Annotated in this window: 13 protein-coding genes; 10 read left to right on the top strand and 3 right to left on the bottom strand. The window is 65.4% G+C overall.

Features of this window, described 5'->3' with window-relative positions; genetic code table 11:
* Positions 1 to 10 precede the first annotated feature (10 nt).
* Together AC3XQU_RS04785 and AC3XQU_RS04780 are read left to right on the top strand one after the other, a co-directional pair.
* The gene (locus tag AC3XQU_RS04785) at positions 11 to 739 is read left to right on the top strand and encodes an amino acid ABC transporter ATP-binding protein (RefSeq protein WP_489872999.1); all 729 of its coding nucleotides are present in this window, start codon (positions 11 to 13) and stop codon (positions 737 to 739) included.
* A 132-nt stretch (positions 740 to 871) separates the two neighbouring features.
* The gene (locus AC3XQU_RS04780; RefSeq protein ID WP_489872998.1) at positions 872 to 2,062 is read left to right on the top strand and encodes an FAD-dependent oxidoreductase; all 1,191 of its coding nucleotides are present in this window, start codon (positions 872 to 874) and stop codon (positions 2,060 to 2,062) included.
* 19 nt (positions 2,063 to 2,081) lie between these two features.
* Here AC3XQU_RS04780 and AC3XQU_RS04775 read toward each other — a convergent pair whose 3' ends face one another.
* From AC3XQU_RS04775 to map, 3 genes are read right to left on the bottom strand one after another with little or no spacing between them, the layout of a single operon-like run.
* Positions 2,082 to 2,828, bottom strand: a complete 747-nt coding sequence (locus AC3XQU_RS04775) for a pseudouridine synthase (RefSeq protein WP_489872997.1) — start codon at positions 2,826 to 2,828, stop codon at positions 2,082 to 2,084.
* A gap of 47 nt (positions 2,829 to 2,875) precedes the next feature.
* Positions 2,876 to 5,446: a [protein-PII] uridylyltransferase gene (locus AC3XQU_RS04770; protein WP_489872996.1), complete on the bottom strand. Its 2,571-nt coding sequence runs from the start codon at positions 5,444 to 5,446 to the stop codon at positions 2,876 to 2,878.
* Between the two features lie 12 nt (positions 5,447 to 5,458).
* Entirely contained in the window at positions 5,459 to 6,292 is an 834-nt protein-coding gene (map, locus tag AC3XQU_RS04765) for a type I methionyl aminopeptidase (RefSeq protein ID WP_489872995.1), read from the bottom strand.
* 307 nt (positions 6,293 to 6,599) lie between these two features.
* On the opposite strand from map, the gene rpsB reads away from it, so the two are divergent.
* The 8 genes from rpsB to rseP all read left to right on the top strand — a co-directional run bounded on the left by rpsB (position 6,600) and on the right by rseP (position 14,204).
* Positions 6,600 to 7,352: a 30S ribosomal protein S2 gene (gene rpsB / locus AC3XQU_RS04760; RefSeq protein WP_489872994.1), complete on the top strand. Its 753-nt coding sequence runs from the start codon at positions 6,600 to 6,602 to the stop codon at positions 7,350 to 7,352.
* 150 nt (positions 7,353 to 7,502) lie between these two features.
* Positions 7,503 to 8,411, top strand: a complete 909-nt coding sequence (gene tsf, locus AC3XQU_RS04755; protein ID WP_489872993.1) for a translation elongation factor Ts — start codon at positions 7,503 to 7,505, stop codon at positions 8,409 to 8,411.
* Between the two features lie 217 nt (positions 8,412 to 8,628).
* Positions 8,629 to 9,345: a UMP kinase gene (gene pyrH / locus AC3XQU_RS04750; RefSeq protein ID WP_489872992.1), complete on the top strand. Its 717-nt coding sequence runs from the start codon at positions 8,629 to 8,631 to the stop codon at positions 9,343 to 9,345.
* A gap of 48 nt (positions 9,346 to 9,393) precedes the next feature.
* Positions 9,394 to 9,954 (top strand): ribosome recycling factor, encoded by a 561-nt coding sequence (gene frr, locus AC3XQU_RS04745; protein ID WP_489872991.1) that lies wholly within the window; start codon positions 9,394 to 9,396, stop codon positions 9,952 to 9,954.
* A 125-nt stretch (positions 9,955 to 10,079) separates the two neighbouring features.
* Positions 10,080 to 10,832 carry a polyprenyl diphosphate synthase gene (uppS, locus tag AC3XQU_RS04740; RefSeq protein WP_489872990.1) on the top strand — a complete coding sequence of 251 codons (753 nt, stop codon included), beginning with the start codon at positions 10,080 to 10,082 and terminating at the stop codon, positions 10,830 to 10,832.
* A gap of 8 nt (positions 10,833 to 10,840) precedes the next feature.
* Positions 10,841 to 11,674: a phosphatidate cytidylyltransferase gene (locus AC3XQU_RS04735; protein WP_489872989.1), complete on the top strand. Its 834-nt coding sequence runs from the start codon at positions 10,841 to 10,843 to the stop codon at positions 11,672 to 11,674.
* 9 nt (positions 11,675 to 11,683) lie between these two features.
* On the top strand, positions 11,684 to 12,859 hold the full coding sequence (gene ispC, locus AC3XQU_RS04730; protein WP_489872988.1) for a 1-deoxy-D-xylulose-5-phosphate reductoisomerase: 1,176 nt from the start codon (positions 11,684 to 11,686) through the stop codon (positions 12,857 to 12,859).
* 4 nt (positions 12,860 to 12,863) lie between these two features.
* On the top strand, positions 12,864 to 14,204 hold the full coding sequence (rseP, locus tag AC3XQU_RS04725) for an RIP metalloprotease RseP (RefSeq protein ID WP_489872987.1): 1,341 nt from the start codon (positions 12,864 to 12,866) through the stop codon (positions 14,202 to 14,204).
* Positions 14,205 to 14,237 lie beyond the last annotated feature (33 nt).

The following is a 14,237-nucleotide window of genomic DNA, read 5'->3' as shown; positions in this document are numbered from 1 at the left end:
AAAGCCCCCGATGATCGTTCTCGATAAAGTCAACAAGTGGTACGGCGACTACCACGCCCTCGTGGATGTCAGCGAGCGCGTGGAGAAAAACGAAGTGGTGGTCGTGTGCGGGCCATCGGGCTCGGGCAAGTCCACCCTGATACGCACCCTCAACCGGCTGGAAGACATCGACGGCGGCAGCATCGCCATCGACGGGCGCGACATCCATGCCAAGGGCAGCGACGTGAACGCGCTGCGCGCCGGGATCGGTTTCGTGTTCCAGCAGTTCAACCTGTTCCCGCACCTGACGGCCCTGGAGAACTGTACCCTGGCCCCGGTCAACCTCAAGCGCGCCACGCCCAGGGAGGCGCGCGAGCAGGCCATGGCTTTGCTGGAGCAGGTGGGCCTGGCGCACAAGCGCGACGCCTACCCGGGCGAGCTCTCCGGCGGCCAGCAGCAGCGCGTGGCGATCGCGCGCGCACTGGCGATGCGCCCGCCGATCATGCTGTTCGACGAGCCTACCAGTGCGCTCGATCCGGAGATGGTCGGGGAAGTGCTGCAGGTGATGCGCTCGTTGGCGAGCAGCGGCATGACCATGGTCTGCGTCACCCACGAGATGGGCTTTGCGCGCGAGGTCGCCGACCGGGTGCTCTTCATGAGCGAAGGGAAGATCCTGGAGCGCGCCACGCCGGAAGCGTTCTTCACCCATCCGCAGCATCCGCGGGCGCAGCAGTTCCTGGCCGATCGCAAGCGCGCTTAAGCCCTGGCGCATCCGGGGCGCTGGCACGGCCGCCCTGGGCGTTGATTTTTCGAGAGTATCCAGCAGGCGCATGTCTCTATAATTCTGGGTGGCGGGAAGCGGCGTTCGCAAGCCCTGCCTGGAGAAACGACAATGCAGGGTTCTAGAGGGAAGCGCTGCCGCGTCGGCATCGTCGGCGCCGGCACGGCGGGCCTTGCCACGGCGATTGCGATGGCGCGCGATGGCCATGAAGTGCAGGTCTTCGAAAAGCATCCGTCGCTGGCCACGCTCGGCGCCGGCGTGCTGATTCAGCCGCAGGGCGTGGCTGCACTGGAAGACCTGGGCGTGGCGCAGGCGTTCAAAGCGGCCAGCGTGCCGATCGAGCGGCTGGTGGGATTGAATCACCGCGGCTGGAAGCTGGTCGACATCGCCTACCGGGGCCAAGCAGCGCGCGCCGTGAGCCGCGCGGCGCTGGGCAGGCTGCTGCAGCAGGAATGCCTGCGCCTGGGCGCCAGGCTGCAGTTCGGCGCGGACGTCGCCGGCATCCGGGTCGACGGCGAACACGGCATCGTCGAGGTCGACGGCGCGGCGCGCGCATTCGACATCGTCGTCATTGCCAACGGCGCGACCTCCAGTTTGCCCGCGCAATGCGGCCTGGCGACGGCGGCGACGCCGTATGCCTGGGGCGCGCTGTGGTCCCTGATCGATTTGCCCGACTGGCATGCGCCCACCGAACTGCTGCAACGCTACGGCGGCACGCGCCGCATGTTCGGCATCATGCCGACCGAGCGCCTGCCGCATGCCTTGCGCGTCTCGGTCTTCTGGAGCCTGCATCGCGACCAATACGCCGCCTGGCGGGCCGCTCCCATCGAGGACTTCAAGCGCGAACTGCTGGCCCTGTGGCCGGAGTCGAGGCCGCTGGTGGAGCGCATCCATTCGCACGAGCAGTTCGCCTTTGCCGCCTATTGCCACGCGCGCGCCAAACGCCTGGCCGCCGGCCCGATCGCCATCGTGGGCGACGCCGCGCATGCCATGAGCCCGCAACTGGGCCTGGGCAGCACACTGGCGGTGCAGGACGCCCTGGCGCTGGCCACGAACGTGGCGCGGCATGGCCCGGTGGAGGGATTGAACAAGTACAGCGACGGGCGCCTGCGCACGGTGCGCGCCTACCAGGCGCTCAGCCGCGCCCTGACGCCGTGCTTCCAGTTGGAGGGAACCGGCTGGTGGCGCGACCTGGCCTTTGCCGGCTCGCTCTACCTGCCCGGCACGCGGACCCTGATGCACCGTTCGATCGCGGCGCCGCGCCGCTGCGTACGGGGCGCCTGGGCTGCCGGCACACCATAGAACCGGCAGTCAGGCCAGCTTAGAACTGCTCTTCCGGCTGCAGGTAGCGCCACTGCCCCACAGGCAGGTCGCCCAGCTTGACTTTACCGATGCGCACGCGTTTCAGGCCCACCACCTTGAGCCCGACCATGTCGCACATGCGGCGGATCTGGCGCTTCTTGCCTTCCTTGAGCGTGAAGCTGAGCTGGTCGTCGTTCTGCCAGCGTACCTTGGCCGGCAGCAGCGGTTTGCCGTCCATCCACAGGCCGAAGCACAGCTTCTTCAGGTCCGAGTCGGGCAGCTTGCCCGGCTTGGTGTATTCCACCCGCACCAGGTATTCCTTCTCGACCGAGGTGGTCTCGCCGATCAGCTGCTTGGCGATGCGGCCGTCCTGGGTCAGCACCAAGAGGCCCACCGAGTCGATGTCCAGGCGCCCGGCCGGCACCAGGCTGCGCAGCTGGGTCGGGTGGAACTGCTCCTTCGACGGATCGTCCGGCCAGCGGTTCTCCGGCTTGATCAGGGCTACCGCCGGCGTGTAGCCGTCTTCGGCCTGGCCGCTGACATAGCCCATCGGCTTGTTGATCAGGATGGTCACCCGCTTGGATTGCTCGGCCGCGGCCTGGCGCTCGACGGTGATGCGTTGGGTCGGCAGCACCTTGCTGCCCAGTTCCGACACCACCTGGCCGTCCACGCGCACCCAGCCGCGGGCGATCCATTCATCGGCTTCGCGGCGCGAGCACAGGCCGAGTTCGGACATACGTTTGGAAAGGCGGAGCGGTTCAGTCATCGGGAAACAGTAAAAAAGTGAAGGTAAAAAGTGGGCGGGGCCGGGCGCTAGATTTTCAAGGCGTCCAGCAGCTCGGTCTCGAGCTGCACCTGCACGCGCGGGTTGTTCAGCGCCGCGCCGTCGACCAGGAACACGTCTTCGACGCGCTCGCCCAGGGTCAGGATCTTGGCGGTGTGCAGGTTGATGCGGTAGCGCGCCAGCACGCTGGCGATCGCGTACAGCAGGCCGGTGCGGTCGTTCGCCGCCACCGACAGCACGTAGAACTGGCCGCGCTCGTCCGGGCGCAGGTCCACGGTCGGCGTGATCGGGAAGGTGCGCGACAGGCGCGACAGGCGCCCGCGGGTGGGCGAGGGCAGCGGGTCCTGCGAGAGCAGCAGGGCGCACAGTTCGTGCTCGATCAGGCTGATGATGTCGCGGTAGCTGCCGGCGAAGTTTTCCTCGGTTACCAGGAAGCTGTCCAGCGCATAGCCGTGGCGCGTGGTGTGGATCTTGGCGTCCAAAATGGAAAAGTTCTTGCGGTCGAAGTAGCTGCAGATGCGCGCGAACAGGTCGGGCTGGTCCTTGATGTAGACCGCCACCTGCAGTCCCTCGCCGATCGGCGCCAGACGGGCCCTGACGACAGGCCGGTCGCTGTCGACCTTGTCGATCAGGGCGCGCGTCTGCCACGCGATGTCGGAGGCGTCGTGGCGCAGGAAGTAGGCAACATCGAGCTGCTGCCACAGCGCTTCGTGCGCGTCGGCGTTCAGGCCGAACAGGCGCAGCGTGGCCAGGGCTTCTTTCTGGCGCACGCGCAGTTCGCGGTCGGCGCTGTGCGGCTCGCCGCCCAGCACGCGCAATGTGGTCTTGTACAGGTCTTCCAGCAGCTTGGCCTTCCAGGCGTTCCACACCTTGGGGCTGGTGCCGCGGATGTCGGCCACGGTCAGGAGGTAGAGCGCGGTGAGGTGGCGCTCGTCCTTGACCAGGGCGGCGAAGGCCGCGATCACGTCCGGGTCGGACAGGTCCTGCTTCTGGGCGACGGTGGACATGGTCAGGTGCTGCTGGACCAGGAAGACCACCAGCTCGGTGTCGGCTTGCAGCAGGCCATGGCTGCGGCAGAAGTCCTCGGCGTCCTGCATCCCGAGTTCGGAATGGTCGCCGCCGCGGCCCTTGGCGATGTCGTGGAAGAGGGCGGCCACGTAGAGCAGCCAGCGGTCGCGGAAGTTGGCGATCAGCTGGCTGCAGAACGGATATTCGTGTGCATGCTCGGGCATCGTGAAGCGGCGCAGGTTACGCACCACCATCATGATGTGCTGGTCCACCGTATAGACGTGGAACAGGTCGTGCTGCATCTGGCCGATGATGCTGCGGAAGGCCGGCAGGTAGCGTCCCAGCACGCCCATGTCGTTCATGCGGCGCAGCGCGTGCACCAGGCCGCTGGGCGCCTGCAGGATGCGCAGGAACTGGCCCTTGTTGAACGGGTCGGCGCGGAAGGCGTCGTCGATGCAGTTGCGCGCATGCCAGAGCGCGCGGATGGTGCGCGCCGTCATGCCCTTGATGTCCGGGCGCTCGGTCATCGCCACGAAAATGCCCAGCACCGCCGGCGGGTGGCGCTCGAAGATGTCGCCCGCGGCGATGTCGATGAAGCCGTTCACTTCGTTGAAGTAAGCGTTGAGCGGCGCCGCCGAGGCAGGGCGCGGGAACAGCTGGGCTTCGATGTTCTGCAGCAGGATGGTATTGAGCTGGGTAACCGTCTTGGCCGCCCAGTAGTAGCGCTGCATCAGGAATTCGCTGGCGCGCCGGCCGTCCGCGTTCTCCAGCCCGAAGGTCTTGGCGATCGGGGTCTGCACGTCGAACACCAGCCGGTCTTCGCGGCGGCCAGTCTGCAGGTGCAGGCGCACGCGGATGTCCTTGAAGGCGTATTCCTTCTCCATCAGCTGGCGCGCCTCGGTGCGCGTAATGAATTTGCCGCGCGCGAGCTGGCTCCAGGATTCGGCCAGGCGCGCGGCCTTGGCCACCCACAGGATCACCTGCAGGTCGCGCAGCGCGCCCGGGCTTTCCTTCACGTTGGGCTCGAGCGAGAAGGCGGTGTACTCGTACTTGGCATGGCGCAGGCGCATCTCGGCGGTCTTGGCGCGGAAGAAGGCCTGCGGGTCCATCGCCTCGCGGTAGCGCCGCTGCAGTTCGGCGAACAAGGCCGCATCGCCGGTGACCAGGCGCGCTTCCAGCAAACTGGTTTGCACGGTGATGTCGGCGGCCGACTCCACCAGGCATTCGTCGACCGTGCGGATGCTATGGCCGATTTCCAGGCCCAGGTCCCAGAACAGCTGCACCAGCGATTCGAGCTTGGCCTGGGTGATGGCGTCGGCCGGTTGGCCGAGCAGGATCAGCAGGTCGACGTCGGAATAGGGAAACAGCTCGCCGCGCCCGTAGCCGCCCACGCCCACCAGGGCGGTATTGGCGGGCAGGCCGGCGGCGAGCCAGGCGTCGCCCAGCACGCCGTCGACGCAGGTGCGCAGGCCGCGCAGCAGCTTTTCGGGCTTGCCGTCCTGGTGGAAGGCGTCGATCAGGACCTGCCGCTCGGCCTTGAGCCGCTGGCGCAGGTGGGTGCGCGAGCTGTCGGCCAGGAGAGGCTGTGCCATGATGGGGATCGCTTACGCCGCGACCGCGGCGCTTTGTTCCAGCAGCGGCAGCACGATGGCGGGCGGCGGCGGGGTGCCGGCCGACTGGGTCAGGATCTCGAAGCCGGTCTCGGTCACCAAGACCGTGTGCTCCCACTGCGCCGACAGGCTGCGGTCCTTGGTCTTGATGGTCCAGCCGTCCGGCATTTCCTTGATCTCGCGGCGGCCGGCGTTGATCATCGGCTCGATGGTGAAGATCATGCCCGCCTCGAGCTTTTCCAGCGTGCCCGGGCGGCCGTAGTGCAGCACCTGCGGCTCTTCGTGGAACACGCGGCCGATGCCGTGGCCGCAGAATTCGCGCACCACGCTGTAGCCGTGCTTCTCGGCGTGCTGCTGGATCACGTGGCCGATGTCGCCCAGGTGGGCGCCGGCTTTCACCTTGGCGATGCCCAGCCACATGCACTCGTACGTCACTTCGGACAGGCGGCGCGCCAGGATCGAGGGTTCGCCGACCAGGAACATGCGGCTGTTATCGCCGTGGAAGCCATCCTTGATGACGGTGACGTCGATGTTGAGCGCGTCGCCGCTTTTCAGCACCTTGTCGCCCGGGATGCCGTGGCAGATCACGTCGTTGACCGAGGTGCAGACCGCCTTCGGGTAGGGCGTGTAGCCGGGCGGGGCGTAATTCAGCGGCGCCGGGGTCGTGCCCTGCACGTTGCTCATGTATTCGTGGCACAGGCGGTCGAGCTCGCCAGTGGTGACCCCGGGCTTCACAAAAGGCGTGATGTAGTCGAGCACTTCGGCGCCGAGGCGGCCGGCCAGGCGCATGCCTTCGATTTCTTCCTGGGTTTTGATGGTGATGGACATAATGGCTGTCGTATGCAGAATAAGTCGGGCACAGGGTCTGTGCAATATCGCATCATTATAAGGGATGTTGCCCTGGCCGTTGCATGGGCGGGTCGGGCGGCGGCCCGGCAGGCGGGGATCGTCCCGGCGTCCCGGCCTTACGCTGGGCTTGATAACAAAGCCAAATCCCGCTAGAATCTCGGGTTGCTCGTATTCGCATCGAGCAATGTTGTAAAAAACATCTTTTAAATTGAAATCGCGAGTGTGGCCGACAAAGGGTGCCTAAATGGTGACTGGCCACATTCAAGACTTAACCCTGGAGAAATTCATGTCCGTTACTATGCGCGAAATGCTGGAAGCCGGTATTCACTTCGGTCACCAGACCCGTTTCTGGAACCCAAAGATGGCACCGTTCATCTTCGGTCATCGCAACAAAATCCACATCATCAACCTGGAAAAGACCATGGCGATGTACCAGGATGCGATGAAGACCATCAAGCAGATCTCGGCCAACCGCGGCACCATCCTGATGGTCGGCACCAAGCGCCAGGCGCGCGACATCATCGCTGCTGAAGCCCAGCGCGCCGGTGTGCCTTACGTCGACCAGCGCTGGCTCGGCGGCATGCTGACCAACTTCAAGACCATCAAGACCTCGATCAAGCGCCTGAAGGAAATGGAAGCCCAGATCGAAGACGGTTCGGTCGAGAAGCTGTCGAAAAAAGAAGGCCTGATGTTCCAGCGCGAAATGATCAAGCTGCAGAAGTCGATCGGCGGCATCAAGGACCTGGGCGGCGTGCCTGACGCGATCTTCGTCGTCGACGTCGGCTACCACAAGGGCACCATTACCGAAGCCGGCAAGCTGGGCATCCCGGTCATCGGCATCGTCGATACCAACCACTCGCCAGAAGGCGTCACCCACGTGATCCCGGGTAACGACGACTCGTCGAAGGCCATCACCCTGTACGCACGCGGCGTTGCCGATGCGATCCTGGAAGGCCGTGCCAACGCCACCAACGAAGTTGCCGAGATGGTCAAGGCAGCCGGCGGCGACGACTTCGTCGAAGTTTCCGAGCAGGCGTAATCACATGGCAGGCGCTTGCCTGCCATGCTAGAAGAGGGGGCGCCGTACCACGAGCCCCCCTTTTTTTAAGCACAAGATTTAGCAAGAAGATATCGTGTGCGTGTCCGGGCGACATGCGCACTTCTTGAATCAACATTTAGGAGAAACGACATGGCAGCAATTACCGCAGCGATGGTGGGTGAACTGCGCGCGAAAACCGACGCGCCGATGATGGAATGCAAGAAGGCACTGACCGAGGCCGATGGCGACATGGGTCGTGCAGAAGAGATCCTGCGCGTCAAGCTGGGCGGCAAGGCATCGAAGGCAGCCGCCCGCGTGACCGCCGAAGGCGTGGTCGCCGCTTACATCTCCGGCAACGTCGGCGCGCTGGTCGAAGTCAACAGCGAAACCGACTTCGTCGCCAAGAACGAAGAATTCCTGGCCATGGTCAACCTGGCCGCGCGCCTGGTCGCCGAGCAGAACCCGGCCGACGTCGCCGCCCTGGCAGCGATCCCGCACGAAGGCAAGACCTTCGACGACGTGCGTACGGCACTGATCGGTAAAATCGGCGAAAATATGACCGTTCGCCGTTTCCAGCGTTTCGAAACCACCGGCAAGCTGGCGTCCTACCTGCACGGTACCCGCATCGGCGTGATGGTCGACTTCGAAGGCGCGGACGAGCAGGTCGGCAAGGACGTCGCGATGCACATCGCCGCCATGAAGCCAGTGTCGCTGTCGTCGGACCAGGTGCCTGCCGAAATGATCGAGAAAGAGCGTTCGGTTGCTCAGCTGAAGGCCCAGGAAGACGCCGACAAGGCAACTGCCGAAGGCAAGCAGCCGCAATCGGCCGAGATCGTCGCCAAGCGTATCGACGGTTCGGTGCAGAAATACCTGAAAGAAGTCTCGCTGCTGAACCAGGCGTTCGTCAAGAACGACAAGCAGTCGGTCGAGCAGATGCTCAAGGCTGCAGGCGCCACCGTGAAGTCGTTCACGATGTACGTCGTCGGCGAAGGCATCGAGAAGAAGGTCGACGACTTCGCAGCTGAAGTCGCAGCACAGATGGCTGCCAACAAGCAGTAATCAACAGCGGGCCGTAAGGCCCGTTTTTGTAGGGTGGAAGGTTTTGTGCGCGCCCCTTGCCGGCTGCGCAGGCAAACTTGGGTTCCCCTGCGGACCGGCCGCCGGTCCGTACCACCCGCAACCATCTGCCGCACACAGATGAGACCGGCACACGGTGAAGCTTCGCCTTGCGCCGGTCAGACCCGAATACGAACACAACATTAGGAGCCGCTTCATCATGACAAAACCAGCCTACAAACGAGTCCTCCTCAAACTGTCTGGCGAAGCGCTGATGGGTGACGACCAGTTCGGCATCAACCGCGCGACCATCGACCGCATGGTGGCCGACGTGGCGGAAGTGGCGAAGCTGGGCGTGGAAGTGGCGGTCGTGATTGGCGGCGGCAACATCTTCCGCGGCGTGGCGCCAGGCGCCCAGGGCATGGACCGCGCCACCGCGGACTACATGGGCATGCTGGCCACCGTCATGAACGCACTGGCCCTGGCCGACGCGATGCGCCACGTGGGCATCACCGCGCGCGTGATGTCGGCGATTGCCATCGAGCAGGTGGTCGAGCCTTACGTGCGCCCGAAAGCCCTGCAATACCTGGAGGAAGGCAAGGTCGTCGTCTTCGCCGCCGGCACCGGCAATCCTTTCTTCACCACCGATACCGCCGCCGCGCTGCGCGGTGCGGAAATCTCGGCCGAGATCGTCCTGAAGGCAACCAAGGTCGACGGCGTCTACAGCGCCGATCCGAACAAGGACGCCAACGCCACCCGCTACGAATCGATCACCTTCGACGAGGCGATCTCCAAGCACCTGCAGGTGATGGACGCCACCGCCTTCGCGCTGTGCCGCGACCAGAAACTGCCGATCAAGGTGTTCTCGATCGTCAAGCCGGGCGCGCTTCTCCGCGTGGTGATGGGCGAAGACGAAGGTACACTGGTACACGTCTGAGTTTGAATGTAGTTGAACCTTTTGAATCAAGAAAAACAGGAGAGCAGCATGTCCTTAGCTGATGTGAAGAAAAACGCCCAGGAGCGCATGGCCAAGTCCATCGAGACCCTGCGTGCCAACCTGGCCAAGGTCCGTACCGGCCGCGCCCACGCCGGCATCCTCGACTCCGTCATGGTCGACTATTACGGTTCGCCGACCCAGATTTCGCAGGTCGCCAACCTGACCCTGATCGACGCCCGCACCATCGGCGTGCAGCCGTTCGAAAAGAAGATGGCCGCCGCCATCGAGCGCGCGATCCGCGACTCCGACCTGGGCCTGAACCCATCGTCGCAGGGCGAAATGATCCGCGTGCCGACCCCGCCACTGACCGAAGAGCGCCGCAAGGAAATGGTCAAGCTGACCAAGAACGAAGGCGAAGATGCCAAGATCGCCGTGCGCAACATTCGCCGCGACGCCAACGAGGCCGTGAAGAAGCTGGTCAAGGACAAGGCCGCGTCGGAAGACGACGAGCGCCGCTCGTCCGACGAAATCCAGAAGCTGACCGACAAGTTCGTTGCCGAGATCGACAAGCTGCTGGCCGACAAAGAAAAAGACATCATGACCGTGTAACACCTGGCGCGCGAGCGCCAAGGCGGACCGGCCCCGGCATTGCTGCGGCCGGTCCGAGTCCCTTTTAAGACCGGCCGAGGCGGCCCTGGTTCGGCCAACCGCCCTCAGCCCTGCTGGATGCACCAATGTTCAAAAGTTCGACCACAGCCGTACCCGAAGCGCTCGCCGTACCGCGCCACATCGCCATCATCATGGACGGCAATGGCCGCTGGGCGACCAAACGCCTGCTGCCGCGCGTGGCCGGCCACGTCAAGGGCGTGGAAGCGGTGCGCGGCGTCGTCGAGGCCTGCGTCGAACGCGGCGTCGAATACTTGACCCTGTTTGCGTTTTCGTCGGAAAACTGGCGCCGCCCGGCCGAAGAAGTGTCGCTCTTGATGCGCCTGTTTGTCACCGCGCTCGAGCGCGAAGTGTCGAAAATGCACGCGAATAACATACGCCTGAAAGTCGTGGGCGACCTCAGCCGCTTCGACGCGAAGCTGCAGGAGATGATCGCCGCGGCCGAGCGCCGCACCGCCAACAACAGCCGCCTGACGGTGTCGGTCTGCGCCAACTACGGCGGACGCTGGGACATCATGCAGGCCACCAGCAAGATGGTGGCCGCCAACCCGGACGTGCAGGACTACACCGAAGAGATGCTGGCGCCGCACCTGGCCATGGCCTATGCTCCCGAGCCCGACCTGTTCATCCGCACCGGCGGGGAAGAGCGCATTTCCAACTTCCTGCTGTGGCAACTGGCGTATTCCGAGCTGTATTTCACCCAGACCTTCTGGCCTGACTTTTCCAAGGGCGCGCTGGACGAGGCCATCGGCTCCTTCCAGAACCGCGAGCGCCGTTTCGGCCAGACCGGCGACCAGGTCGCCAAAAAGACCACCACATAAGACAAGCGATGCTCAAAACCCGGATCCTCACCGCGCTCGTGCTGCTGGCAGTGTTACTGCCGGTCCTGTACCTCAACAATTTTCTCGCTTTCGCGGTGGTGGTCTCGGCATTCTTCGGCGCCGCGATCTGGGAATGCTTCCGCCTGTTTAATCCGGGCACGAAAAGTGCGCCGGTCATCGCCGCCTTCTGGACCGCGGCCTTTGTCTACGCTTTCTTCGTGTCGCCGAGCACCGATACCACCTTCTGGTTCGCCATCAGCGTGCTGGTCTGGGCGCTGCGCTTCGCGCCCTCGCTCAAGCTCGGCCTGCCGCCTCTGAACAGCACCGGCAACACCTTCCTGAGCCTGGTCTACGCCATCGCCGTGGTGGGCTGCTTCGCCGCCATCGTGACCCTGTTCTCGTATTCGCCGCTCTACCTGCTGTCGGTGATGGCGATCGTCTGGGTTGCCGACGTCTTCGCCTATTTCTCCGGCAAGGCCTTCGGCAAGCGCAAGCTGGCGCCCTCGATCTCGCCGGGCAAGTCCTGGGAAGGCGCGATCGGCGGCTGCATCGCGGTGCTGGTCATCGCCGCGCTGAGCATCGTGCTGGGCAGCGAGCTGATGGCGCAGACCTTCGCCGCCCGCGTTCAGGCCAGCCTCGGTTGGGGCGCACTGGTCGCGGTACTCATCCTCATCGTCGCGGCCAGCGTGGTCGGCGACCTGTTCGAATCCCAGCTCAAGCGCCGCGCCGGCATGAAGGACAGCAGCAACCTGCTGCCTGGCCACGGCGGCGTGCTGGACCGCGTCGACGCGCTCGTCCCGGTCCTGCCACTGGCGGCCCTGATCGGCGCCTGGCTCAAGTAAGGAAACATCATGCAACGCATCACCATCCTGGGCGCCACCGGCTCGATCGGCGCCTCGACCCTCGACGTGCTCGCCCGTCATCCCGAGCAGTACAGCGTGTATGCGCTCACGGCCCATGGCCGCGTCGAGGAACTGGCCGACGCCTGCCGCCGCTTCAGGCCGGCGCGCGCCGTGGTCGGCACCCCGGAGGCGGCGAGCCGCCTCGCCCAACTGCTGGCCGGCCTGCCGACCGTGGTCGAACATGGCGAGCGGGCGCTGTGCGACGTCGCCTCGTGCGCGCAAGTCGACACCGTGATGGCGGCGATCGTCGGCGCGGCCGGCCTGGCCCCGGCCCTGGCCGCGGCCCGCGCCGGCAAGAAGGTCCTGCTGGCCAACAAGGAAGCGCTGGTCATGTCCGGCCAGCTGTTCATGGACGCGGTGCGCGAGAACAAGGCAACCTTGCTGCCGATCGACAGCGAGCACAATGCGATCTTCCAGTCGCTGCCGCTGAACTATGCGCGCGACCCGCAGGCCTCCGGCGTGGCCAAGGTCCTGCTCACCGCCTCGGGCGGCCCCTTCTTGAATCGCGCCGTCGAGACCTTGGGCGACGTGACGCCGGACGAAGCCTGCAAGCACCCGAACTGGGTCATGGGCCGCAAGATCTCGGTCGACTCGGCCACGATGATGAACAAGGGCCTGGAAGTGATCGAGGCGCACTGGCTGTTCGGCGCCCCGGCCGAGCTGATCGAAGTCGTGATCCACCCGCAAAGCGTGATCCACTCGATGGTCTCCTATGTCGACGGTTCGGTGCTGGCCCAGCTGGGCAACCCGGACATGCGCACCCCGATCGCGCATGCGCTGGCCTTCCCGGAGCGGATCGCCTCGGGCGTGCCCCAGCTCGACCTGACGCAGATGGCCGCGCTGCAGTTCCACCGGCCGGATTTCCAGCGTTTCCCCTGCCTGGCGCTGGCGTTCGACGCGCTGCGCGCAGGCGGCACGGCCCCGGCCCTGCTCAACGCCGCGAATGAAGTGGCGGTGCAATCCTTCCTCGACCGCGAAATCGGTTTCCGCGACATCGACCGCGTGATCGCGCGCGTGATGGACGCGGTGCCGCACGGCCCGGCTCCCTCGATCGAGGCGGTGCTGGCGCAGGATGGGCGGGCGCGCGAAGCCGCGCGCGGCGTCATCGCCGAACTGCGGGGGTAAGGACATGGGCGTACTCTATACGGTGCTGGCCTTCGTGCTGGCCCTCGGCCCGCTGATCGTGCTGCACGAGCTGGGCCATTACTTCGTTGCCCGCCTGTGCAACGTGAAGGTGCTGCGCTTCTCGGTCGGCATGGGCCGCGTGGTGTGGTCGCGCCGTTTCGGCCCCGACCAGACCGAGTGGGCCATCTCGGCCCTGCCGCTGGGCGGCTACGTCAAGATGCTCGACAGCCGCGATCCGGAAACGGCGCCGAAGGACGCGTCCGAGTTTCACCGCGAATTCACCCGCCAGAGCGTGTGGCGCCGCATCGCCATCGTGGCCGCCGGCCCGCTCGCCAACTTCCTGGTCGCCATCGCCCTGATGGCCGCGCTGTTCATGCATGGCGTCGAGGAACCGTCGGCGCGCCTGCGCGCGGCGCCGCAAGGCACCGTGGCCCAGCAGGCCGGCGTGCGCGGCGGCGACACCGTGGTCGCGGTCAACGGCAACCCGGTCGCGTCCTGGAGCGAACTGCGCTGGCAGCTGGTGCACGCCACGGTCGACAAGGGCGACGCGCGCCTCGAGCTGCGCGCCCAGGGCGGCGGCAGCTACCACGCGGTGATTCCGGCCGCGAGCATCGCCAAACTGGATGTCGAGGCCGACGTCATGAAAGCGCTGGGACTGGACCTGTGGCGCGCGCGGGCGCGCATCGAGAAGGTCATGCCGGGCGGGGCAGGGGAGCGCGCCGGCCTGCAGCCGGGCGACCTGGTTCGCAGCGCCGCCGGCAAGCCCGTCGACGACGGCCTGGCTTTCACGGAACTGATGCGCGCTTCCGCCGGGCGCGGGGTCGCACTCGAAGTCGAGCGCGGCGGGCGCATCGTGCCGCTCACGGTGACCCCGGAGCGCGACGCCGCCAGCGGCCGCGGCGTGGCCAAGGTGCTGCTGTCGCAGCCGGTCGAGATGGTGACGGTCACGTCCGGCCCGCTCGACGCGGTGGTCAAGGGCGTGGAACGGACCTGGGAGACCAGCGCCATGACCCTCAAGATGATCGGCCGGATGATTACCGGCGAGGCCTCGTGGAAGAATGTCACCGGCCCGATCACGATTGCCGACTATGCGGGACAGACTGCGCGGGTCGGCCTGGCCACTTATTTACAGTTCATTGCATTTATTAGTATTAGCTTAGGCGTAATGAATTTGTTACCAATTCCGGTTCTGGATGGTGGTCATTTACTGTATTATTCGCTGGAAGTTTTGACCGGGCGCCCCCTGCCTGCGCGAGTGGGAGAATTCGCACAACGCTTCGGGGTGGGCCTGCTGTTCGCGCTGATGGCGCTCGCCGTCTTCAATGACCTGGTGCGGTTGCTCTAGCGCTTGCTTGGCAATGATCCCCTTGTTAGCCCC

It is taken from the genome of Telluria sp. AZSoR62, assembly GCF_058111565.1.
Note: the sequence above shows the minus strand (reverse complement) of the source record. Positions and strands in the feature narration are given on the sequence as shown.

Coding starts and splice junctions, on each gene's coding strand:
- AC3XQU_RS04785 (WP_489872999.1), top strand. CDS start 11: ATGATCGTTCTCGATAAAGTCAACAAGTGGTACGGCGACTACCACGCC.
- AC3XQU_RS04780 (WP_489872998.1), top strand. CDS start 872: ATGCAGGGTTCTAGAGGGAAGCGCTGCCGCGTCGGCATCGTCGGCGCC.
- AC3XQU_RS04775 (WP_489872997.1), bottom strand. CDS start 2,828: ATGACTGAACCGCTCCGCCTTTCCAAACGTATGTCCGAACTCGGCCTG.
- AC3XQU_RS04770 (WP_489872996.1), bottom strand. CDS start 5,446: ATGGCACAGCCTCTCCTGGCCGACAGCTCGCGCACCCACCTGCGCCAG.
- map (WP_489872995.1), bottom strand. CDS start 6,292: ATGTCCATCACCATCAAAACCCAGGAAGAAATCGAAGGCATGCGCCTG.
- rpsB (WP_489872994.1), top strand. CDS start 6,600: ATGTCCGTTACTATGCGCGAAATGCTGGAAGCCGGTATTCACTTCGGT.
- tsf (WP_489872993.1), top strand. CDS start 7,503: ATGGCAGCAATTACCGCAGCGATGGTGGGTGAACTGCGCGCGAAAACC.
- pyrH (WP_489872992.1), top strand. CDS start 8,629: ATGACAAAACCAGCCTACAAACGAGTCCTCCTCAAACTGTCTGGCGAA.
- frr (WP_489872991.1), top strand. CDS start 9,394: ATGTCCTTAGCTGATGTGAAGAAAAACGCCCAGGAGCGCATGGCCAAG.
- uppS (WP_489872990.1), top strand. CDS start 10,080: ATGTTCAAAAGTTCGACCACAGCCGTACCCGAAGCGCTCGCCGTACCG.
- AC3XQU_RS04735 (WP_489872989.1), top strand. CDS start 10,841: ATGCTCAAAACCCGGATCCTCACCGCGCTCGTGCTGCTGGCAGTGTTA.
- ispC (WP_489872988.1), top strand. CDS start 11,684: ATGCAACGCATCACCATCCTGGGCGCCACCGGCTCGATCGGCGCCTCG.
- rseP (WP_489872987.1), top strand. CDS start 12,864: ATGGGCGTACTCTATACGGTGCTGGCCTTCGTGCTGGCCCTCGGCCCG.